We start from the raw sequence: 18,301 nt of genomic DNA, 5'->3' as shown, positions 1-18,301 counted from the left end.
AGGCTGTGATGACTCAACAGACTTTCCTCGTGGAAATCGGCACCGAAGAGTTGCCACCGAAGGCACTGCGTACGCTGGCGCAATCTTTTGCCGACAATTTTACCGCTGAACTGGATAATGCCCATTTACTGCATGGCAAGGTGCGTTGGTTTGCTACCCCCCGCCGTTTGGCACTACAGGTAGAAAATTTAAGCCCGCTTCAGACTGATCAGGAAATAGAAAAACGTGGCCCTGCAATCGCTCAAGCCTACGATGCCGCAGGTAAACCCACCAAAGCAGCTGAAGGCTGGGCGCGAGGCTGTGGCATTACCCTAAACCAAGCAGAACGTTTGTTAACAGAGAAAGGCGAGTGGCTGTCGTATCGTGCTTACATTAAAGGCAAACCAGCCAAGTTATTGCTGGTAGAGATGGTTAAGAGTGCGCTGAGTAAGTTACCGATCGCCAAGCTAATGCGGTGGGGTGATAAAGCGACACAATTCGTACGTCCCGTCCATACGGTGACCCTATTGCTAGGCAGCGAATTAATTACCGGCACTGTGTTAGGAATTGACTCAAATCGTATCCTCTACGGTCATCGCTTTATGGCTGAAGCACAATTCAGTATTCATCACGCCCAAGAGTATCTACAAATTCTTCGCGTGCGCGGTGCGGTGATCGCTGATTATGAGGAGCGTAAAGCACAAATTAAGCATGATGTGCAACGAGCAGCGCAAAAAATTGGCGGTGTTGCCGATCTCAGTGATAGCTTGCTAGAAGAAGTGACTTCACTGGTTGAGTGGCCAGTGGTGTTAACAGCAAAATTTGAAGAAAAATTCTTGGCCGTACCCGCAGAAGCTTTGGTTTATACCATGAAAGGAGACCAAAAATACTTTCCCGTGTATGACGCCCAGGGTCACTTGTTACCACACTTTATTTTTGTGGCCAATATTGCATCAACCGATCCACAACAGATTATCTCGGGTAATGAGAAAGTGGTGCGACCTCGTTTAGCGGATGCCGAATTCTTTTTTAACACTGACCGAAAAAACCGTCTGGTAGATCATTTACCACGTTTGGAAACGGTGCTCTTTCAACAACGATTGGGAACGCTGCGCGATAAAACCGATCGAGTGGCAGCATTAGCAGGCTGGGTCGCCGCTCAGATTGGTGCCGATGCGAGTCAGGCAACCCGGGCGGGCTTGTTATCCAAATGTGATTTGATGACGAATATGGTCTTCGAATTTACCGATACACAAGGTTTTATGGGGATGCATTATGCTCGCCACGACGGTGAAACAGAAGATGTGGCACTAGCATTGAAGGAACAATATCAACCACGTTTTGCCGGTGATACATTGCCAACACAACCCGTTTCTTGTGCGTTAGCCATTGCCGATAAGATAGATACCCTGGTAGGGATCTTCGGTATCGATCAACCACCAAAAGGTGATAAAGATCCTTTTGCGCTGCGGCGGGCCGCTTTAGGTGTGCTGCGTATTATTGTTCACCATAATTTGCCGTTAGATCTACAAACTCTCAGCGAAAACGCAGCGGATCTCTATGTTAGCAACAACGTTAGCAAATTGAGTAACAAAAATGTGGTGGCTGATGTGGTTGAATTTATGTTAAATCGCTTCCGAGCCTGGTATCAGGAAGAAGGACACAGTATTGATACCATTCAAGCAGTTCTGGCATCTCGTCCAACCAAACCCGCCGACTTCAATGCACGTATGCAAGCCATCAGCTATTTTCGTACGCTGGACGCGGCAGCGGCTTTGGCGGCAGCCAATAAACGGGTGTCTAATATTTTAGCCAAATCCACGGATACTCTGAACGATCAAGTCAATGCAGCAGTGCTAAAGGAAGTGGCTGAGCTCAAACTGGCAACACATTTGGTGGTGCTACGTGATCAATTGGAACCCTTGCTGGCTCGTGGTCGTTATCAAGAGGCCTTGGTCGAGTTGGCCGCATTACGGGAAACCGTCGATGAATTTTTTGATAACGTGATGGTGATGGCTGAAGATAAAACCGTGCGCGTGAATCGTTTAACTTTACTCAGCAAACTGCGTGCCCTGTTTTTGCAAATCGCAGATATCTCGCTGTTGCAATAAGTTAATTTTTTAATCCGCCAAAGGAGGAAAAAAATACCTCCTTCGGCTATTTTTATTCATCTGACTTCCTCACACCACGCAGCAGGTTATGCAAGAAGTCTAGTTACGGCACTGTCTGTGACGCTATCTGTTGCAGTATCGCCAGTCGATCTTCTTCTCCTCTATCTACAACAACCTTACCGTCAACAATCTGCAAAATGGAAATGCCGCTAAATTTAATTTTTTTATCCTTGGCCTCAGGTAAGTCACCAAACTTCCCCGTATAGGTAGCACTGGCTTGCCAGCGAGCAACCACTTTGTCATCACCTACACACTTATCAACCAGTTCAAAATGACTGCGGGTAAAAACACGATGAAAAGCGAGGATCTTTTCTTTCAACGCTTCTTTGCCGGACAGCTTTCCCGTCAACGGGTAGCAAAGCAACACCTTGTCAATAGCCAATTCGTCAACAATTGAAGCATTTCCTTTCTCCCAAAACTCCTCGAACCATTTCTCCGCGACAGCAATATCTTGTTTATCCATGATATTTTTATACTCACTATTTACACTGAAAACATATTTATACCACGCCAAGGCAAGCATTAATCATAGAATAGATTTGCTCATTATCATGGTTAATGTCGACATATCTCTTGGCGAAAATCCGAGTTTCCTATACAGATTTATCGCCGCTTTATTATGGACGAAAACGGTTAACTCCGCGTGCGAAATCGACGGTCTGCTTTAAACTACCGTTCACACCCAGTTTAACTTGCGAAAATGTGAAAAAAATAAAATCTGTTATGTGGCAAAAATTCTATCATTACGTGGAATTATTGTTTACCTTGCAGTGTTGTTTCTTGCTCTTTAGAATTGTGTGCTTATAAAATCGAAGCTTAGTGCTAAAAACGCTAAAAACGAGTAGGAATCAAGTATGTCCAACGTTGAATTACCACAGGGTACTCATTTCCAACAAGCCGGGAAAAGAGTATTAGAGGTTGAGCGCAACGCGCTGGCACAGCTCGATCAATATATCAACGAAGATTTCTCCCGTGCCTGTGAAAAAATTTTCCAGTGTCGTGGCAAAATTGTCGTGATGGGAGTAGGTAAATCAGGCCACATTGGCAGAAAAATAGCAGCGACTCTCGCTAGCACCGGCACTCCCGCTTTTTTCGTCCATCCCACGGAAGCCGGTCACGGTGATCTTGGCATGGTAGGTTCAGGAGATATTGTTCTAGCCATTTCAAATTCTGGTGAATCCGATGAAATGCTGTCCCTGATCCCAATGCTAAAACGCCAACATATCCCCCTTATTTGTATGAGCAGTAATCCTGACAGCCGCATTGGTAAAGTATCAGATATCCATCTGTGTATTAAAGTAGCAGAAGAAGCTTGCCCGCTGGGACTAGCACCGACTACCAGCACCACCGCTACGCTGGTTATGGGTGATGCACTCGCCGTAGCATTGTTAGAGGCACGTGATTTTACCCGGGAGGATTTTGCGCGTTCTCATCCGGGGGAACCCTTGGACGAAAACTGCTATTACGTGTCAGTGATATTATGCATACTGGCGATCAAATCCCGTATGTTGACTCCGATGCATTATTGCGTGACGCATTGCTGGAAATTACGCGCAAAAAACTCGGTTTAACCGTTATCTGTAATAATTTGATGACAATTGAAGGAATCTTTACCGATGGTGATTTACGGCGAGTATTTGATATGGATATTAATCTCAATGACGCCAAAATTGCTGACGTTATGACCCGAGGCGGCATACGTGTCGGCGCGAATATACTGGCGGTGGATGCCCTCAACCTCATGCAGGCACGCAGTATCACCGGTTTATTGGTGGCTGAGGGTGATACCTTATTGGGCATAGTGCACATGCATGACATGCTAAAAGCGGGGGTTGTATAGCAACCGGTTCAAGCACCTATTAGAAATCGTCGTGAAGAGACTTTTTGCAAAATTGTTAGCCAACACAATAACTTGGAATAGATTCTAAGGACATAGGTCAATGAATAAATTTATACATACCGACTACGGAGACGTACAACAAGAGATTGTTAAACGTGCTGCCAATATCCGTTTACTGATTTGTGATGTCGATGGTGTACTATCAAATGGTTTATTGTATATGGGGAACCAAGGTGAAGAACTGAAAGCTTTTCATGTCCATGATGGTTATGGTATCCGTTGTTTAAAAAACTGTGGTATTGAAGTTGCTATTATAACCGCGGGCTCTACCCAACTGGTGGAAGATCGAGCAAAAATGTTGAAAATTGCTCACGTTTACCAAGGTCAAGAAGATAAGCGTGTCGCCTATAATGAGCTGTTAACCATACTTGACTGCAAACCTGAAGAAGTCGTTTATATTGGTGATGATTTGATTGACTGGCCTGTAATGAAAGAAGTGGGTTTATCCGTTGCCGTGGCAAATGCGCATCCTAGATTGTTGGCTAACGCACACTATGTCACTCACCTTGCCGGCGGTTATGGAGCAGTACGCGAGCTATGCGATCTCATCTTGTTGGCTAATGAGAAGCTTGAGGGAGCATAAAAATTGTCGATATGAGTAAAATAAGGATCGGGGTAACGCTGCTACTGGCTATTATCGTTTTAGTGCTGATTGGCTACAATTCCGGCATTAATCAGCGGCGAAAACCAAGTGATATTGACAATGATCAACCCACTTATCAAAGTCAGCAGACGGTTACTACTGTGTATCATCCAGATGGTAAACTACATTACAAATTGGTGGCGAAAGATGCACAAAACTATGCTCATGATTATGTCGATGATAATGCTGATAATCACGCTCGTAACGCAACACCAAACGTGACGAGCCAGCCCGTTACCTGGTTTAGCCAGCCAGTAATGACGCTGTTTGATGAAAACGCAGTGGGCAGCTGGATGATAAAAGCTGATCGCGCCAAACTCACCGATGATAAGATACTCTATCTGTACGGTCATGTTGAGGTTAATAGTTTAACGGCGAACTCACAACTGCAAAAAATTGAAACCAATAATGCTCAGATTAACTTAATCAATCAGGACGTTTCCTCCGATGATGAAGTTACCCTGTATGGCATTGGGTTTACTGCCAATGGTATGAAAATGCGCGGAAATTTACGCAGTCAGACCGCAGAACTGATCGAGAAGGTTAAGACCTATTATGAAATCCAAAAATAAGATCCATAACATTTTACTTGCTAGCCTATTTTCAATTTCACTTTTAGCCGTCAACTTGCCGCCCGCCTTGGCATTAACCAACGACAATGAGCAGCCGATTAATATTACATCCGATAAACAATCGTTAGATATACCCAATAATGTTTCAACGTTTACCGATAATGTGATCATCACGCAAGGTTCTATTGAGATCAAAGCCGATAAGGTTGTGGTGACTCACCCTAGTGGAGACCAAAATAAAACGGTGGTTGAAGGTTTTGCTGATCCGGTCACTTTTTATCAAATGCAGGATAACGGTAAAGCGGTAAGCGGTCATGGTCAAAAACTACGTTATGAGCTTGCTAACCAATTGCTGGTGTTAACAGGTAATGCTTATCTAAAACAGTTGGATAGTGATATTAAAGCTGATCGTATTACTTATTTAGTCGATAAACAGCAAATGGAAGCATTTAGTGATAAGGGTAAGCGTGTAACTACCGTATTATTACCCGCTCAGTTACAGGACAAAGGGTCTAAAACACCAGATCTTAAAAAGGGTAAATAACACGTTATGGCAAGCTTGATCGCAAAAAATGTAGCCAAGTCTTATAAAGGCCGTAGCGTCGTTAAAGACGTGAGTTTGACAGTAAACTCAGGTGAAATTGTGGGCCTATTAGGTCCCAATGGGGCCGGTAAGACAACGACTTTTTATATGGTCGTCGGCATGGTGCCTCTCGATGCCGGACATATTCTGATAGATGAAGAAGATATCAGTTTGCTGCCTTTGCACGAACGCGCTCGACGTGGTATCGGTTATTTGCCACAGGAAGCCTCTATTTTTCGCCGTCTGAGCGTTTACTATAATCTAATGGCGGTGTTAGAAATTCGTAAAGACCTGTCGCCACAGCAACGTAAAGAGCAAGCGGAAGCGTTGATGGAAGAGTTCCACATCTCTCATTTACGCGATAGTCTAGGCCAATCGCTATCTGGTGGAGAACGTCGCCGAGTCGAAATCGCCCGGGCGTTGGCAGCTGATCCTAAGTTTATTTTGCTTGATGAACCCTTCGCCGGTGTCGATCCTATTTCGGTTATTGATATCAAAAAAATTATCAAACAATTGCGTGATAGTGGTTTGGGTGTTTTGATTACCGATCACAATGTACGTGAAACACTGGATGTCTGTAAGCGAGCCTATATCGTCAGCCAGGGACATCTTATCGCGCACGGTACACCACAGAAAATTTTAGCGGACGAGCAGGTTAAACGGGTTTATTTAGGCGCTGAATTTCGCCTCTGATTTAAACAACCCTTGACTTATACCGTCTCTAAAGCGAGTAACGAGTCACTTGGGTGCGATATTCATTTGAGGAACATTGATCCAGCATTATGAAGCAAGGTTTGCAACTCCGTCTCGGCCAGCAATTGGCGATGACCCCACAACTCCAACAGGCAATCCGTCTGTTGCAGCTTTCGACGCTTGAACTGCAACAAGAAGTACAACAGATGTTGGAAAGCAATCCTCTGCTAGAGCAAACCGATATTCATCAGGAAATTGACACAAAAGAAATTATCGATTCTATCGATCAGGATACGTGCGAAGCGCTAGAACAAAATGAGATACCCGAAGAATTGCCGCTAGATACAACCTGGGACGAAATTTACACCGCCAACACCCCGTCGAGCATGCGTAATGACTACAGTGATGATGATTTGCCCGTTTATCAAGGGGAAACCACTCAAAGCCTGCAAGATTACCTCATGTGGCAGGTGGCTTTAACCCCTTTTTCAGACACCGATACCGCCATCGCCACCTCTATTGTTGATGCGGTAGACGAAACCGGATACCTTACCGTACCACTGGAGGATGTGCTTGAAAGTACCGGAAATCCCGAACTGACCCTCGATGAAGTGGAAGTCGTGTTAAAAAGGATGCAACATTTTGATCCTATTGGTGTTGCGGCACGTGATTTACGTGAGTGTTTATCCGTACAGCTCTCGCAGTACGCCAAAGACACGCCTTATCTGATCGAAGCGCGTTTAATCGTCAGCAATTATCTCGATTTATTGGGTAATCGCGATTTCCGTACCATGATCCGTTTAAGTCGACTAAAAGAACAGGTACTTAAAGAAGCCATCGCCCTGATCCAATCGTTGGATCCACGTCCAGGGCAGTCGATTAGTAGCAGCACATCTGAGTATGTGATCCCAGATATTATCGTACGTAAAGAGGGTAATAGCTGGGCGGTGGAGTTGAATGCTGATAGTTTGCCACGCTTAAAAATCAATCAGCATTATGCTGCTATGAGTGGCAGTGTACTTAACGATAACGATAATCAGTTTATTCGTAGTAATCTACAAGAGGCAAGATGGTTGATAAAAAGTTTAGAAAGCCGCCATGAAACGTTATTGAAAGTCGCTCGTTGTATTGTCGATCAACAGATTGAATTTTTTGAAAACGGTGAAGAATTCATGAAACCAATGGTGCTGGCTGATATCGCCCATACCGTGGATATGCATGAATCAACGATATCCCGTGTTACCACTCAAAAATTTCTTCACAGCCCTCGAGGTATTTTTGAGTTAAAGTACTTCTTCTCCAGTCACGTGAATACCGAAAGTGGAGGTGAAGCCTCTTCTACGGCAATTCGAGCGTTGGTGAAAAAGTTGGTAGCGGCAGAGGATCCTGCCAAGCCACTCAGTGACAGTAAATTAACCCTGTCGCTATGTGAACAGGGTATTATCGTGGCTCGGCGCACTGTTGCAAAATATAGAGAATCATTATCCATACCCCCGTCAAATCAACGTAAACAATTGATTTAATTTAAATTGAGAAGGAAGACAGTATGCAGCTCAATATAACCGGACATAACATAGAGATTACTGATTCACTGCGCAAGTTTGTCACCACAAAATTTAACAAGCTGGCCAAATTTGAACAATATTCTGACTATATTCAGCAAATATACGTGACCCTAAGCGTAGAAAAAGTGCAACAGATCGCAGAGGCAACGGTACATGTGCATGGTGGGAATCTACGTGCCACCTCAGAGCAGGAAGATATGTATGCAGCAATTGACACACTGATCGATAAACTGACCCGTCAGCTTAGAAAACATAAAGACAAATTAAAAAAACATTAAGAACCTGTTCGAGATCGCCATGAGCGATGCTTACAGTAGTCAATTTCACGACTCTTGGTGGATGCAAGAGTCTGATTAATCCCGTACGGAAGCCACAACATCAGGATGGAACAGCGCTTAAGTGAAAGATGAAATGATCGACGATTATACAATGCAACTGCACTCGGTACTCAATGTCGAATGCACTAAGATCCAAAGCCCCGAAGAGTGTTCAAGCAAAAAACGGGCTTTAGAAATTATCAGTGAGCTGGCCGCCAAACAGCTAGGCCTACAAACGCAGGTTGTCTTTGACGCGCTGTTAACACGTGAACGTTTAGGCAGTACAGGGATTGGTAATGGTATTGCTATCCCACATGGAAAATTAAAAGAAGATACATTACGTGCTGTCGGTGTATTTATTCGCCTTAAGCAGCCCATCGCCTTCGAATCCACTGATAACCAACCCGTTGATCTGTTATTCGCTTTGCTGGTGCCGGCAGATCAATGTAAAATCCACCTACACACGTTATCTTTGGTCGCCAATAAATTAGCCGATAGGGCCGTGTGTCGTGCTTTACGTACGGTTGAAAGTGATGAGGAGCTTTATCAAATCATCACCGAGCCGCCTCAGGAAAAGCCCTGATAATGGGGATATTACCACATGGTACTTGTGATTATCAGTGGCCGTTCCGGTTCAGGAAAGTCTTTCGCCTTACGTGCATTGGAAGACATGGGCTTTTATTGTGTCGATAACTTGCCCGTAGTGCTGCTACCGCAGTTGGCAGAGATACTTGTCGAAAGGAAGAAGCCTGCTGCGGTAAGTATTGACGTGCGTAACATGCCTGAATCGCCCGAGGTATTTAAATCTGTGATGGAACAACTGCCTGCATGTTTTTCCCCACAGTTGCTGTTTTTGGATGCCGATAATAAGACACTGATCCGACGTTACAGCGATACGCGGCGCCAGCATCCGCTATTAGATAGAAATTCATCCTTGGAAATAGAGCACACCCGCTCGCTAGCAGATGAAGATCTATCCCTGGAAAACGCAATTGCTCAAGAGAGTACGCTACTGGAGTCTTTGCGTTCACGAGCTGATCTGGTGATCGACACCTCTGAAATGTCAGTACACGAGCTAGCCAACATACTACGCGCTCGCCTGATCGGCAAACGTGAACGTGAACTTACCATCGTCTTTGAATCCTTTGGTTTTAAACACGGTTTGCCAATCGATGCAGATTATGTTTTCGATGTGCGCTTCTTACCCAATCCGCACTGGGATCCGAAACTACGCCCAATGACCGGTCTGGACAAACCCGTAGTCGCTTTTTTGGCACGTCATGTTGAGATACATAATTTTATTTATCAAACCCGTAGCTATCTGGAGACATGTTTGCCAATGCTAGAAGCCAATAACCGCAGTTATTTGACCATCGCTATTGGTTGCACCGGTGGTAAACATCGTTCAGTCTATATCACTGAACAATTGGCGGATTATTTCCGTTCCCGAGGAAAACATGTTCAATCGCGTCATCGCACTTTGGAAAAACGAAAATAATGACGGTAAAACAAAAAGTCAAAATAAAAAACAAACTAGGGATGCACGCCAGACCTGCAATGAAATTATTCGACCGGGTGCAGAAGTTTAAGTCCAAAGTTATATTGCGGAGTATGCGTAATGATAAATCCTGTATCGAGGCAGAAGCCAATAGTGTGATAGCACTATTAATGTTAGATTCAGCCAAAGACGGTGAAATTGAGATTGAGGTCAGTGGCCCAGATGAAATTGAAGCATTAGAAGCGGTTATTGAACTATTTAATTCTGGCTTTGATGAAGATTAGAGGCTACGTTTTTCCCTCACCCTCTTTAGATTAGGTAGCCGGCACATCGGTTAGCATACAGGAGAATAAAGAATGGCCAATCCGCTGTATCGCAAAAATGTCATTTCAATACAGGATCTGAGCCGTGCAGAGCTGGAATTGATCATCCATACTGCAGGAGAACTGAAGAGTAAACCGCAGCCTGATCTACTGAAACACAACGTCATCGCCAGTTGTTTTTTTGAAGCCTCCACCCGTACCCGTTTATCCTTTGAAACCGCCATCCATCGTTTGGGAGGTTCTGTAGTAGGTTTCTCCAGCAACAATACTTCTTTGGATAAAGGAGAAACACTCGCTGATACCCTACGTATTATTTGTACCTACGTTGATGCGGTTGTGATTCGCCATCCGCAAGAAGGCAGCGCACATTTGGCGATGGAATGTTCTAATGGTATACCCATCATAAATGCAGGTGATGGCTCCAACCAACATCCGACCCAAACCTTGCTAGATTTATTTACTATTAAAGAAACACAAGCGCGTCTGGATAAGCTGAATATCGCCATCGTGGGGGACTTAAAATACGGTCGTACAGTACATTCTCTCACACAGGCCCTGGCGAAATTCTGTGGCAATCGCCTCTTTTTTGTTGCTCCAGAGACGCTGGCAATGCCTGACCACATTTTGAAAATGTTGGAAGAAAAAGGGATCGCTTATAGCTCACATGCCCACCTTGAAGAAATACTGCCGCAGTTAGATATACTGTATATAACCCGAGTGCAGAGAGAACGCCTAAGCACATCAGAGTATGCCAACGTCGAAACCCCATTTGTGCTGCAAGCATCCGATCTCACTACAGTACGTCATAACCTGAAGGTATTACATCCACTGCCACGCATCGGTGAAATCAGTATTGACGTGGATAAAACCCCTTATGCCTATTACTTTCAACAAGCAGGTAACGGTATTTTTGCCCGGCAAGCGCTACTGGCGTTGATATTAAACACTGAATTAGCACTTTAACAACGAATTTACCCCTTTCCCCATTTTATCGATTAGGAGTCAACATGTCATCACAACGCACCATCAATACCCAACAAGCCTCTGAGGCGATTGGTCCTTATGTCCAAGGCGTTGATCTAGGCAATATCGTCATTACCTCCGGTCAGCTACCGATTAATCCTGACACCGGGATTATTCCAGACAACATAATCGCGCAGACTCGTCAATCGCTCGAAAATGTCAAAGCTATTGTCGAAGAAGCAGGGCTAACCGTTGCTGATATTGTTAAAACAACGGTATTCGTTAAAGACTTGAATGATTTTTCTGCAGTTAATGCCAGTTACGAATCTTTTTTCATCGAGCATCATGCCCCCTTTCCTGCGCGTTCCTGTGTTGAAGTTGCACGCTTGCCTAAAGATGCGAAAATAGAAATTGAAGCCATTGCTGTACGAACGTGACAATCCACTCATTAGACTTCTTACAAAACCTACTCCTTGCCGCAAAACCACGTGCTGCAAATTCAGCGTTACTTGGTGCCCGCAGTCCTCATGTGCTCGCGTGTACCACGCAGTTACTGCGCTCCAGGTACCTTGCTTCGCATAACAAACTACGGTTCTACAAGAAGTCTATTGTGGCTATTCTTCACGCACAATACCAAAATGCCGATAAGCATGATGGGTAGCTATCCTGCCACGAGGAGTACGTTGGATAAAACCTTGCTGAATAAGATAGGGTTCTAGCACGTCTTCGATGGTTTCACGTTCTTCACCGATCGCCGCTGCTAAATTATCCAGCCCTACAGGCCCCCCGTAAACTTATCAATAATCGCTAACAACAACTTTCGATCCATATAGTCGAAACCTTCTACATCGACATTAAGCATATCTAACGCTTTGGTCGCCACATCACCGTCAATAACACCGTTAGCCTTAACTTCAGCGAAATCACGAACACGGCGCAACAAACGGTTGGTAATACGTGGTGTCCCTCTAGAACGCCGTGCCAACTGATGCGCCCCTTCCAAGCTCAATTCCAATCTTAAACAACAGGCACTACGGGCAACAATGCGTTCCAAATCGGCGACTTGATAAAATTCTAGCCGTTGCACAATACCAAATCGGTCACGCAATGGTGAAGTGAGCGAACCTGCTCGGGTCGTCGCCCCAATTAATGTGAATGGAGGTAAATCCAGTTTGATTGAACGCGCAGCTGGACCTTCACCGATCATAATATCTAACTGATAATCTTCCATTGCCGGATAGAGAATTTCTTCCACCACCGGTGATAAACGATGAATTTCATCAATAAAGAGCACATCATGTGGTTCCAGATTAGTGAGCATGGCAGCTAAATCACCTGCTTTTTCCAATACCGGCCCCGAGGTAGTACGAAGATTGACTCCCATCTCATTAGCGACAATATTGGCTAGTGTAGTTTTACCCAAACCCGGAGGACCAAATATCAACAGATGATCTAAAGCATCGCCGCGTTGTCTTGCTGCCTGAATAAAGATTTCCATTTGCTCTTTGACATGCGATTGCCCAATATACTCAGTCAAAAGTTTAGGGCGGATTGCCCGATCAACAATTTCTTCATCGTTTACCACGCTAGCCGAAATCAAGCGATCTGCTTCGATCATTTTTTACCTTTATTTCTCATGTTACATACAAGATTAGACTTCTTGCAAAGCCGTCGTTCGTTATGTGAAGTCAAGGCACCTGGAGCGCAGCAACCGCTGCGTACACCCGAGTACATGAGGATTGCGAGCACCGCGTAACGCAGAATTTGCAGCACGTAGTAGGTTTTGCAAAAAGTCTATTGAACGACCCTGGATGATACAACCACTAAGTTGGGTAGTACACTTTTTTACCTGGCGGCTCTGAATCACAGTCACCCCGAGCCGAATAATTTTTTTCAAAGCGTCTCCTCGTACAGTATAATGAGCACCTGTAAAACCGGTTGTAAGAACCTGTTCGACACATCTTTTGTGCTTGCCGTGTTTTAGTCAAGTAATTCGTCAAAAACGAGCTCAACATGCTCATTGACTCCCTTTGTTGTATACAAAGAATAAACTGCGCGTTTTCGCCCAACCCAGATTATTGATCTAACCTACGACCCAATAATGGATAAATTTATGGAAGCCTATTTGCAACATTTATTGACACAATCTTTGGCTTTCACCTTACTTATCATCGTATTTGTGACTTTTCTTGAGTCTTTAGCACTGATTGGTCTGTTATTACCGGGTACCGTAATGATGACCAGCATCGGTGTGTTAATCGGCAATGGTCACATAGGATTTTACCCTGCCTGGGTGGCAAGTTGTATTGGTTGCCTACTTGGTGACTGGGCGTCTTATTTACTTGGTCGAGTGTTTAAACAACCTCTGCATCGTTGGTCTTTCCTGAAAAAGCGTCAATCATTATTGGATAAAACAGAACACGCGTTATACCAGCACAGTATGGCGACAATACTACTTGGACGTTTTATTGGGCCAAGCCGTCCGTTGGTACCCATGATTGCCGGAATGTTAGCGCTACCCCCGCTTAAATTTGCTTCACCTAATATCATTGCTTGTCTCACTTGGCCTCCGGTCTACCTTTTTCCTGGAATACTGGCCGGTGTAGCGTTTGAAATCGCCAATAACACTCATAGCCTGATATTTAAATGGCTACTGTTTTCCGTGGTGCTACTAATCTGGTTAGCAGCGTGGCTGGGATGGCGTTGGCGGCGACATGGTAAACATCGGGTTGATCGCCTTAGCGCCTGGCTGCCACGCACCCGTTTACGTTGGCTAACTATCGTGGTAGCATCCGCGGCTGTTGCCAGCTTTGTTTGCTTATATCAGCAACCACTGATGCCAATTTATCGCCACCTTTTGTGGCAGGTGTTAACGAGTTGACATCTGATAAATTATCCATTCGTCACTATCGGAGTTTACTATGCCGACACGCAACGCCCGTTTCGCCCACAACCGCTGTACCGCGCTCCAAGAACAAATTCAACGAGATATTCCCCTTACTGTTACCCAAGCACTGCACGAAGATCTCGGTGGTACAATTGATACTGGGCGGGATCTGACCGCCCAATTGCTCCCTACAAATAAACAGGCTTCTGCTAGCATTATCACCCGCGAAGCCGGCATTTTTTGTGGGCAGCGGTGGCTAAACGAAGTATTCACTCAATTGGATAGCAAGGTTACAGTGGAATGGTTGACCGCTGATGGAGAAGTATTAATAGCCAACCAAACACTTTGCCACTTGCACGGATCTGCTCGTACTCTGCTAACAGGTGAACGCACAGCATTAAATTTTTTGCAAACTCTGTCGGGTGTCGCGACAGAAGTCAGCCGTTATGTCAAAGTATTGACTAAGGTTAAATCCTCCACTCAATTACTAGACACACGGAAAACGATTCCTGGTTTACGTAGCGCACTAAAATACGCCGTACTCTGTGGTGGTGGTAAAAACCATCGACTGGGCTTATCCGATGCTTTTCTGATCAAAGAAAATCACATTATCGCTGCCGATTCAATCCAAGATGCAGTTGATAAAGCCATAATGCTACAACCTGGTGTTCCTATTGAAGTCGAAGTAGAATCTTTGACTCAGCTACGGCAAGCCTTGGCTACCAAAGCCGATATTATTATGCTAGATAACTTTAAAATCGAGGATATCTGTGAAGCGGTTTCTATAAAGAAAACACTCAATAAATCCACCCCGTTAGAAGTCTCTGGCAACATAACGTTAGCCAATCTGCCAAACTATGCTCAAACTGGTATTGACTATATCTCTGTCGGTGCATTAACTAAACACATTCATGCATTAGACCTCTCTATGCGTTTTCACTCAACATCCCACCCATCCTAAAACCCCTCATCATAGAATAGATTTCTTGCAAAACCACGGCGAGTGCTCGAAGTCAAAGATACCAGTTTAGTGGACAAGCTTTAAACTCATCACGTCATTCAGGTTTAGCGCGTCTCGGTCCGGCCTGTCTTTGTCATCTCTTCCAGCTGCCTGCGCAACCTTTCAGCATTCACCTTGTCCTTTGGTGAACGTTTAATTTTTACACCAGAAATAACGACAACCTTTCACTCAAATACCTCAGGTATTGCCTGCTCCAGGGTTGCATGGCCCTTTCTGAGCGTTTCACCCTACTCCAATCATAGGCCGTGCAAACAGTTAATCTGCGCGGTGCGAAATTTCACCAACTGGCGACGCATTTTATGCAATGCTAGTATCGACTGCTGACTTTCTAATTTCACCGTGACTTCTTTACCCGGTTGTTGCCCCGCCATCTATACCCAAGTGAAATCAAGATGCAGGATTTAGCGCCTGGAAATTATCGTTTAAGCGAGATACCAGAGAACTTGCCATTTGTGGTAGCTTCACCTCAAAGAAGTTTAAGATATCGTTCTTAAAACTCTGTTTAGATGGGTAATATCTATTGTTTCGTGTTTGCTCATTCATCACCTTCCACAATCGCTCTATCGGGTTTAGATTCGGGCTATACGGCGGAAGGTAATGAAGCTGGATATTCAACGTAAGCGCGGCGTCTTGCACAAGCTGTGAACGGTGATAGCCTGCACCCTCGAGGATCACATGTGCCGTTGTCGTGATGGGATAATGCGCGCGAATGGCAGACAGGAAGTGAACCACATTTTCGCTGTTAATCGTCTCATCATCACGGATTATGGGGTTAGCCACATTCTGGATGTTCAAGGCTCCCATGATATTCAACCGCGTTCTGCTCCCGGTGGTCTCTATCGTTTTATCCTGGCCTTTTCGTATCCAGCCGTAGCTTATTTTGGTGGTTTGTGTCGGATGAACGGCATCAATAAACAGTATGGGGTCATTACCCGCGGCGTCTTTCAATTCGCTGTAGGTCTTTATAAATTGCGGCTGTTTCTCAACGGCAAATTTATGCGGAACACCTTTCGGCTTTTTATAGCTAAAGCCATGCTGCTTCAACCCTTTATACAGACCTGATACGGTAAAGGTGATGTTCCAGCGTCCAGCGATATAGGCCACAATTTGGTGATTGTGGTGGTAGAGCTGCTGGGTGAGATGTTCAACCAGCGACGTGGTCTGTTCCGCATTGAGATAGCCATCGGAGCCGCCATTTTCAGGCTTGAGCTTGTTGAGTTTATGATAGTCTGTAAGGTGGCGCCGCACCGTGGTTTCATTAATGAGCTGTGAGTGAGCAATCATAAGGGGAGTCCAGCCGTCTGCGGACAACAAAACACACCGGATCCTGTCACAGACACGGCGGTCATGGCTTTGACGATGTTGGGCTTCGAGGGTAATTTTCTGGTCAGCAGTCAGCTCTATTTTCATGGCTATGAGCATGATCCTTATCGACTTCAAAATCAAGCATCTTCATTGATCACGGGTATAGATAGCCCGTGCATCCATGACATCGTTTTTGTTACCGATGACAAAGGCTTTAACAAATTCGCCCGGCATGAATTTGACTTTATGCCCCAGTTTACCGAGTTCACGTGCCCAGTGGTGAGCGCCTCCGCACGCTTCCATGCCAATCAGGCAGGGCTCCGATTGGCAAAGTACTCGAGAAACGAATCCCGACTGATGGGTTTGTCAATCACTTCGTCGGTATGAATATCAACCCAGTGCAACTGCATCACATATTTTGCAATATCAACACTTATCGGTGTAAATTTCATGGGGTGAACCTTTTCGTTTGCCGGAAGCGTTAACGCTTCCATTTGTGGGCACTATGGTGCCGTAGGCCAGTAAGGGTTCACAAATCCTTTTTGCCACTTGCACTGACATTCATGTAGACGACAGGGAACCTGTACTCGACCTCATTTCTGGTCTTTTTTGCCAGCTTTACACAGACAAAGGGGATATCTCTAAGACACTGTTACAACAGCTGAAAGAAAAAGTGATGGCATTGATCACTCGCGTTCGTAGCAACATGAAACCCATTGAGCACACGGAGTTTGACACGGCCTTATTACGTCAACGTTCATTGGTTGAAACCGTTTTTGATCAATTAAAAATATGTGTCAAATAGAGCATACTCATCATCGTTCCCCCAGAATTTTCTCGTCAATTTACTCGGTGGCATTGTGGCTTACTGTCTTATTCCATCCAAACCCAAATTAGCGGTGAACTGTTCGAATATCGTCGAATTATAAAATAGACCTCTTCGGAAACTCTGATTTATCTAATTTCCATGTTATAAATTGCTGCAATCAGATTAAATCGTAATCCAAAACGTTTTCGCCTGTTTCGATAACGATCTGATACGATTTTAAATCGTTTAATCATACCAATGACATTTTCGTTTAATACACGCTGGCTTGATAACTCACGATTGTTGCGTTTATCTTCTTTTGTTAAGGGATTTTTCTTTGTCTTTTTCTTAGGCAACGCCGAGTTTGAATGGATCTTGCCAAGCCCTTGGTAACCTGTATCTGTCACTGTTTTGATTTCAGGATGTATTCGCACGCCAGACTCTTTGAACAACCTAAAATCATGACGCCTCCCATGAGTAACGCTTGTACAGATGACTGCTTTGCTTTTTTTATCGACGATCACTTGGGTTTTTAAGGTGGGTCGTTTCTTTTTTCCTGAGTAAAACTGCTTTTGTTTTTTTTGGGACGTTCAATCGGCGTTTCTGTGGCATCAATAAGAACGAGCTCATACTCCCTATCACTTTTTAATAAAGCTTTGCGTCCAGAGAGTGCAAAATCAGGATGCTTTATTAGCGTATTTTCTATCCATTTAATCGTTTCATAGCAGGTGCTCTCACTCACCCCATCGCTTCGGCTAACATGAAAATAAGTGCGATATTCCCGTAGATACTCAAGGGCCATTAATAAGCGATCTTCTAAACCCAGCTTGGGTTTCCGACCTCCTTTCCCTTGCTTACATTTATCTGCTTCATTCAATATCTTTATCACCTTTTCAAATGTACTGCGTTTAACTCCGGTTAAGCGCCGAAATTTTTCCTCTTCCAATACCTTTATTTGTTCATATTTCATGGGGGCTCCTTGTTCAGGAGATTTTTAACAACATTCCTACATGAATGCTATAGCAGGCGCCGTATCAGTTGATTATGAAAATTAGAAATAACATATTGATATT

General features: G+C 44.5%; 17 protein-coding genes and 5 pseudogenes. 16 read left to right on the top strand and 6 right to left on the bottom strand.

The genetic code is table 11. The features are described 5' to 3' along the window. Window positions 1-8 precede the first annotated feature (8 nt). Entirely contained in the window at window positions 9-2,090 is a 2,082-nt protein-coding gene (gene glyS / locus CCS41_RS11600; RefSeq protein ID WP_072550738.1) for a glycine--tRNA ligase subunit beta, read from the top strand. A gap of 103 nt (window positions 2,091-2,193) precedes the next feature. Here glyS and CCS41_RS11595 read toward each other — a convergent pair whose 3' ends face one another. After that, on the bottom strand, window positions 2,194-2,613 hold the full coding sequence (locus tag CCS41_RS11595) for an ester cyclase (protein ID WP_162860066.1): 420 nt from the start codon (window positions 2,611-2,613) through the stop codon (window positions 2,194-2,196). Between the two features lie 391 nt (window positions 2,614-3,004). On the opposite strand from CCS41_RS11595, the pseudogene kdsD reads away from it, so the two are divergent. The 12 genes and pseudogenes from kdsD (at window position 3,005) to CCS41_RS11535 (ending at window position 11,644) form a co-directional block, all read left to right on the top strand. Then, window positions 3,005-3,990 (top strand): annotated as a pseudogene (kdsD, locus tag CCS41_RS11590) (arabinose-5-phosphate isomerase KdsD). A gap of 100 nt (window positions 3,991-4,090) precedes the next feature. Then, a complete protein-coding gene (gene kdsC, locus CCS41_RS11585) occupies window positions 4,091-4,633 on the top strand; it encodes a 3-deoxy-manno-octulosonate-8-phosphatase KdsC (RefSeq protein ID WP_072550741.1) in 543 nt (180 codons plus the stop codon). 11 nt (window positions 4,634-4,644) lie between these two features. Continuing rightward, window positions 4,645-5,265, top strand: a complete 621-nt coding sequence (gene lptC, locus CCS41_RS11580) for an LPS export ABC transporter periplasmic protein LptC (protein WP_072550742.1) — start codon at window positions 4,645-4,647, stop codon at window positions 5,263-5,265. Beyond that, a complete protein-coding gene (gene lptA, locus CCS41_RS11575) occupies window positions 5,249-5,809 on the top strand; it encodes a lipopolysaccharide ABC transporter substrate-binding protein LptA (RefSeq protein ID WP_072550743.1) in 561 nt (186 codons plus the stop codon). The genes lptC and lptA overlap by 17 nt, the downstream gene beginning before the upstream one ends. Window positions 5,810-5,815: 6 nt before the next feature. Next, complete coding sequence (gene lptB / locus CCS41_RS11570; protein WP_072550744.1) at window positions 5,816-6,541, top strand: LPS export ABC transporter ATP-binding protein; 726 nt, start codon at window positions 5,816-5,818, stop codon at window positions 6,539-6,541. A gap of 89 nt (window positions 6,542-6,630) precedes the next feature. Continuing rightward, window positions 6,631-8,064: an RNA polymerase factor sigma-54 gene (gene rpoN / locus CCS41_RS11565; RefSeq protein WP_072550745.1), complete on the top strand. Its 1,434-nt coding sequence runs from the start codon at window positions 6,631-6,633 to the stop codon at window positions 8,062-8,064. A 23-nt stretch (window positions 8,065-8,087) separates the two neighbouring features. Further along, window positions 8,088-8,384 carry a ribosome hibernation promoting factor gene (hpf, locus tag CCS41_RS11560; protein ID WP_072550746.1) on the top strand — a complete coding sequence of 99 codons (297 nt, stop codon included), beginning with the start codon at window positions 8,088-8,090 and terminating at the stop codon, window positions 8,382-8,384. A 133-nt stretch (window positions 8,385-8,517) separates the two neighbouring features. After that, entirely contained in the window at window positions 8,518-9,006 is a 489-nt protein-coding gene (ptsN, locus tag CCS41_RS11555; RefSeq protein WP_072550755.1) for a PTS IIA-like nitrogen regulatory protein PtsN, read from the top strand. 18 nt (window positions 9,007-9,024) lie between these two features. Beyond that, window positions 9,025-9,921, top strand: coding sequence for an RNase adapter RapZ (gene rapZ / locus CCS41_RS11550; RefSeq protein WP_072550747.1), 897 nt, complete (start codon window positions 9,025-9,027; stop codon window positions 9,919-9,921). Further along, entirely contained in the window at window positions 9,921-10,205 is a 285-nt protein-coding gene (npr, locus tag CCS41_RS11545; RefSeq protein WP_072550748.1) for a PTS phosphocarrier protein NPr, read from the top strand. Before rapZ ends, npr begins: the two co-directional genes overlap by 1 nt. 72 nt (window positions 10,206-10,277) lie before the next feature. Continuing rightward, the gene (pyrB, locus tag CCS41_RS11540; RefSeq protein ID WP_072550749.1) at window positions 10,278-11,207 is read left to right on the top strand and encodes an aspartate carbamoyltransferase; all 930 of its coding nucleotides are present in this window, start codon (window positions 10,278-10,280) and stop codon (window positions 11,205-11,207) included. A gap of 44 nt (window positions 11,208-11,251) precedes the next feature. After that, window positions 11,252-11,644 (top strand): RidA family protein, encoded by a 393-nt coding sequence (locus CCS41_RS11535; protein WP_072550750.1) that lies wholly within the window; start codon window positions 11,252-11,254, stop codon window positions 11,642-11,644. A 177-nt stretch (window positions 11,645-11,821) separates the two neighbouring features. Here the strand turns inward: CCS41_RS11535 and ruvB are convergent. After that, window positions 11,822-12,825: pseudogene (gene ruvB / locus CCS41_RS11530) on the bottom strand (Holliday junction branch migration DNA helicase RuvB). A 495-nt stretch (window positions 12,826-13,320) separates the two neighbouring features. On the opposite strand from ruvB, the gene CCS41_RS11525 reads away from it, so the two are divergent. Both CCS41_RS11525 and nadC read left to right on the top strand, forming a co-directional pair. Continuing rightward, on the top strand, window positions 13,321-14,088 hold the full coding sequence (locus CCS41_RS11525; protein ID WP_072550752.1) for a DedA family protein: 768 nt from the start codon (window positions 13,321-13,323) through the stop codon (window positions 14,086-14,088). 40 nt (window positions 14,089-14,128) lie between these two features. Beyond that, window positions 14,129-15,055, top strand: a complete 927-nt coding sequence (gene nadC, locus CCS41_RS11520) for a carboxylating nicotinate-nucleotide diphosphorylase (protein ID WP_072550753.1) — start codon at window positions 14,129-14,131, stop codon at window positions 15,053-15,055. Window positions 15,056-15,354: 299 nt separating this feature from the next. Here nadC and CCS41_RS11515 read toward each other — a convergent pair. From CCS41_RS11515 to CCS41_RS11505, 3 genes and pseudogenes are all read right to left on the bottom strand, one after another. Next, window positions 15,355-15,486 (bottom strand): annotated as a pseudogene (locus CCS41_RS11515) (IS110 family transposase); the annotation flags it as partial. 16 nt (window positions 15,487-15,502) lie between these two features. Next, window positions 15,503-16,525 (bottom strand): IS630 family transposase, encoded by a 1,023-nt coding sequence (locus tag CCS41_RS11510; RefSeq protein ID WP_119797584.1) that lies wholly within the window; start codon window positions 16,523-16,525, stop codon window positions 15,503-15,505. Window positions 16,526-16,582: 57 nt separating this feature from the next. Continuing rightward, window positions 16,583-16,872: pseudogene (locus CCS41_RS11505) on the bottom strand (IS110 family transposase); the annotation flags it as partial. A gap of 110 nt (window positions 16,873-16,982) precedes the next feature. Between CCS41_RS11505 and CCS41_RS17790 the strand changes: the two are divergent. Further along, window positions 16,983-17,349, top strand: a pseudogene (locus CCS41_RS17790) (transposase); the annotation flags it as partial. 25 nt (window positions 17,350-17,374) lie between these two features. Here CCS41_RS17790 and CCS41_RS11495 read toward each other — a convergent pair. Beyond that, window positions 17,375-18,198 (bottom strand): IS5 family transposase gene (locus tag CCS41_RS11495; RefSeq protein ID WP_240313754.1). Its coding sequence is split into 2 segments (ribosomal slippage): window positions 17,375-17,811 and window positions 17,811-18,198, totalling 825 coding nucleotides; the frame shifts between segments, so codons are not numbered across the junction. Between the last annotated feature and the right edge of the window lie 103 nt (window positions 18,199-18,301).

It is taken from the genome of Candidatus Fukatsuia symbiotica, assembly GCF_003122425.1.
In the GTDB taxonomy this organism is placed as follows: Bacteria; Pseudomonadota; Gammaproteobacteria; order Enterobacterales; family Enterobacteriaceae; genus Fukatsuia; species Fukatsuia symbiotica.
Note: the sequence above shows the minus strand (reverse complement) of the source record. Positions and strands in the feature narration are given on the sequence as shown.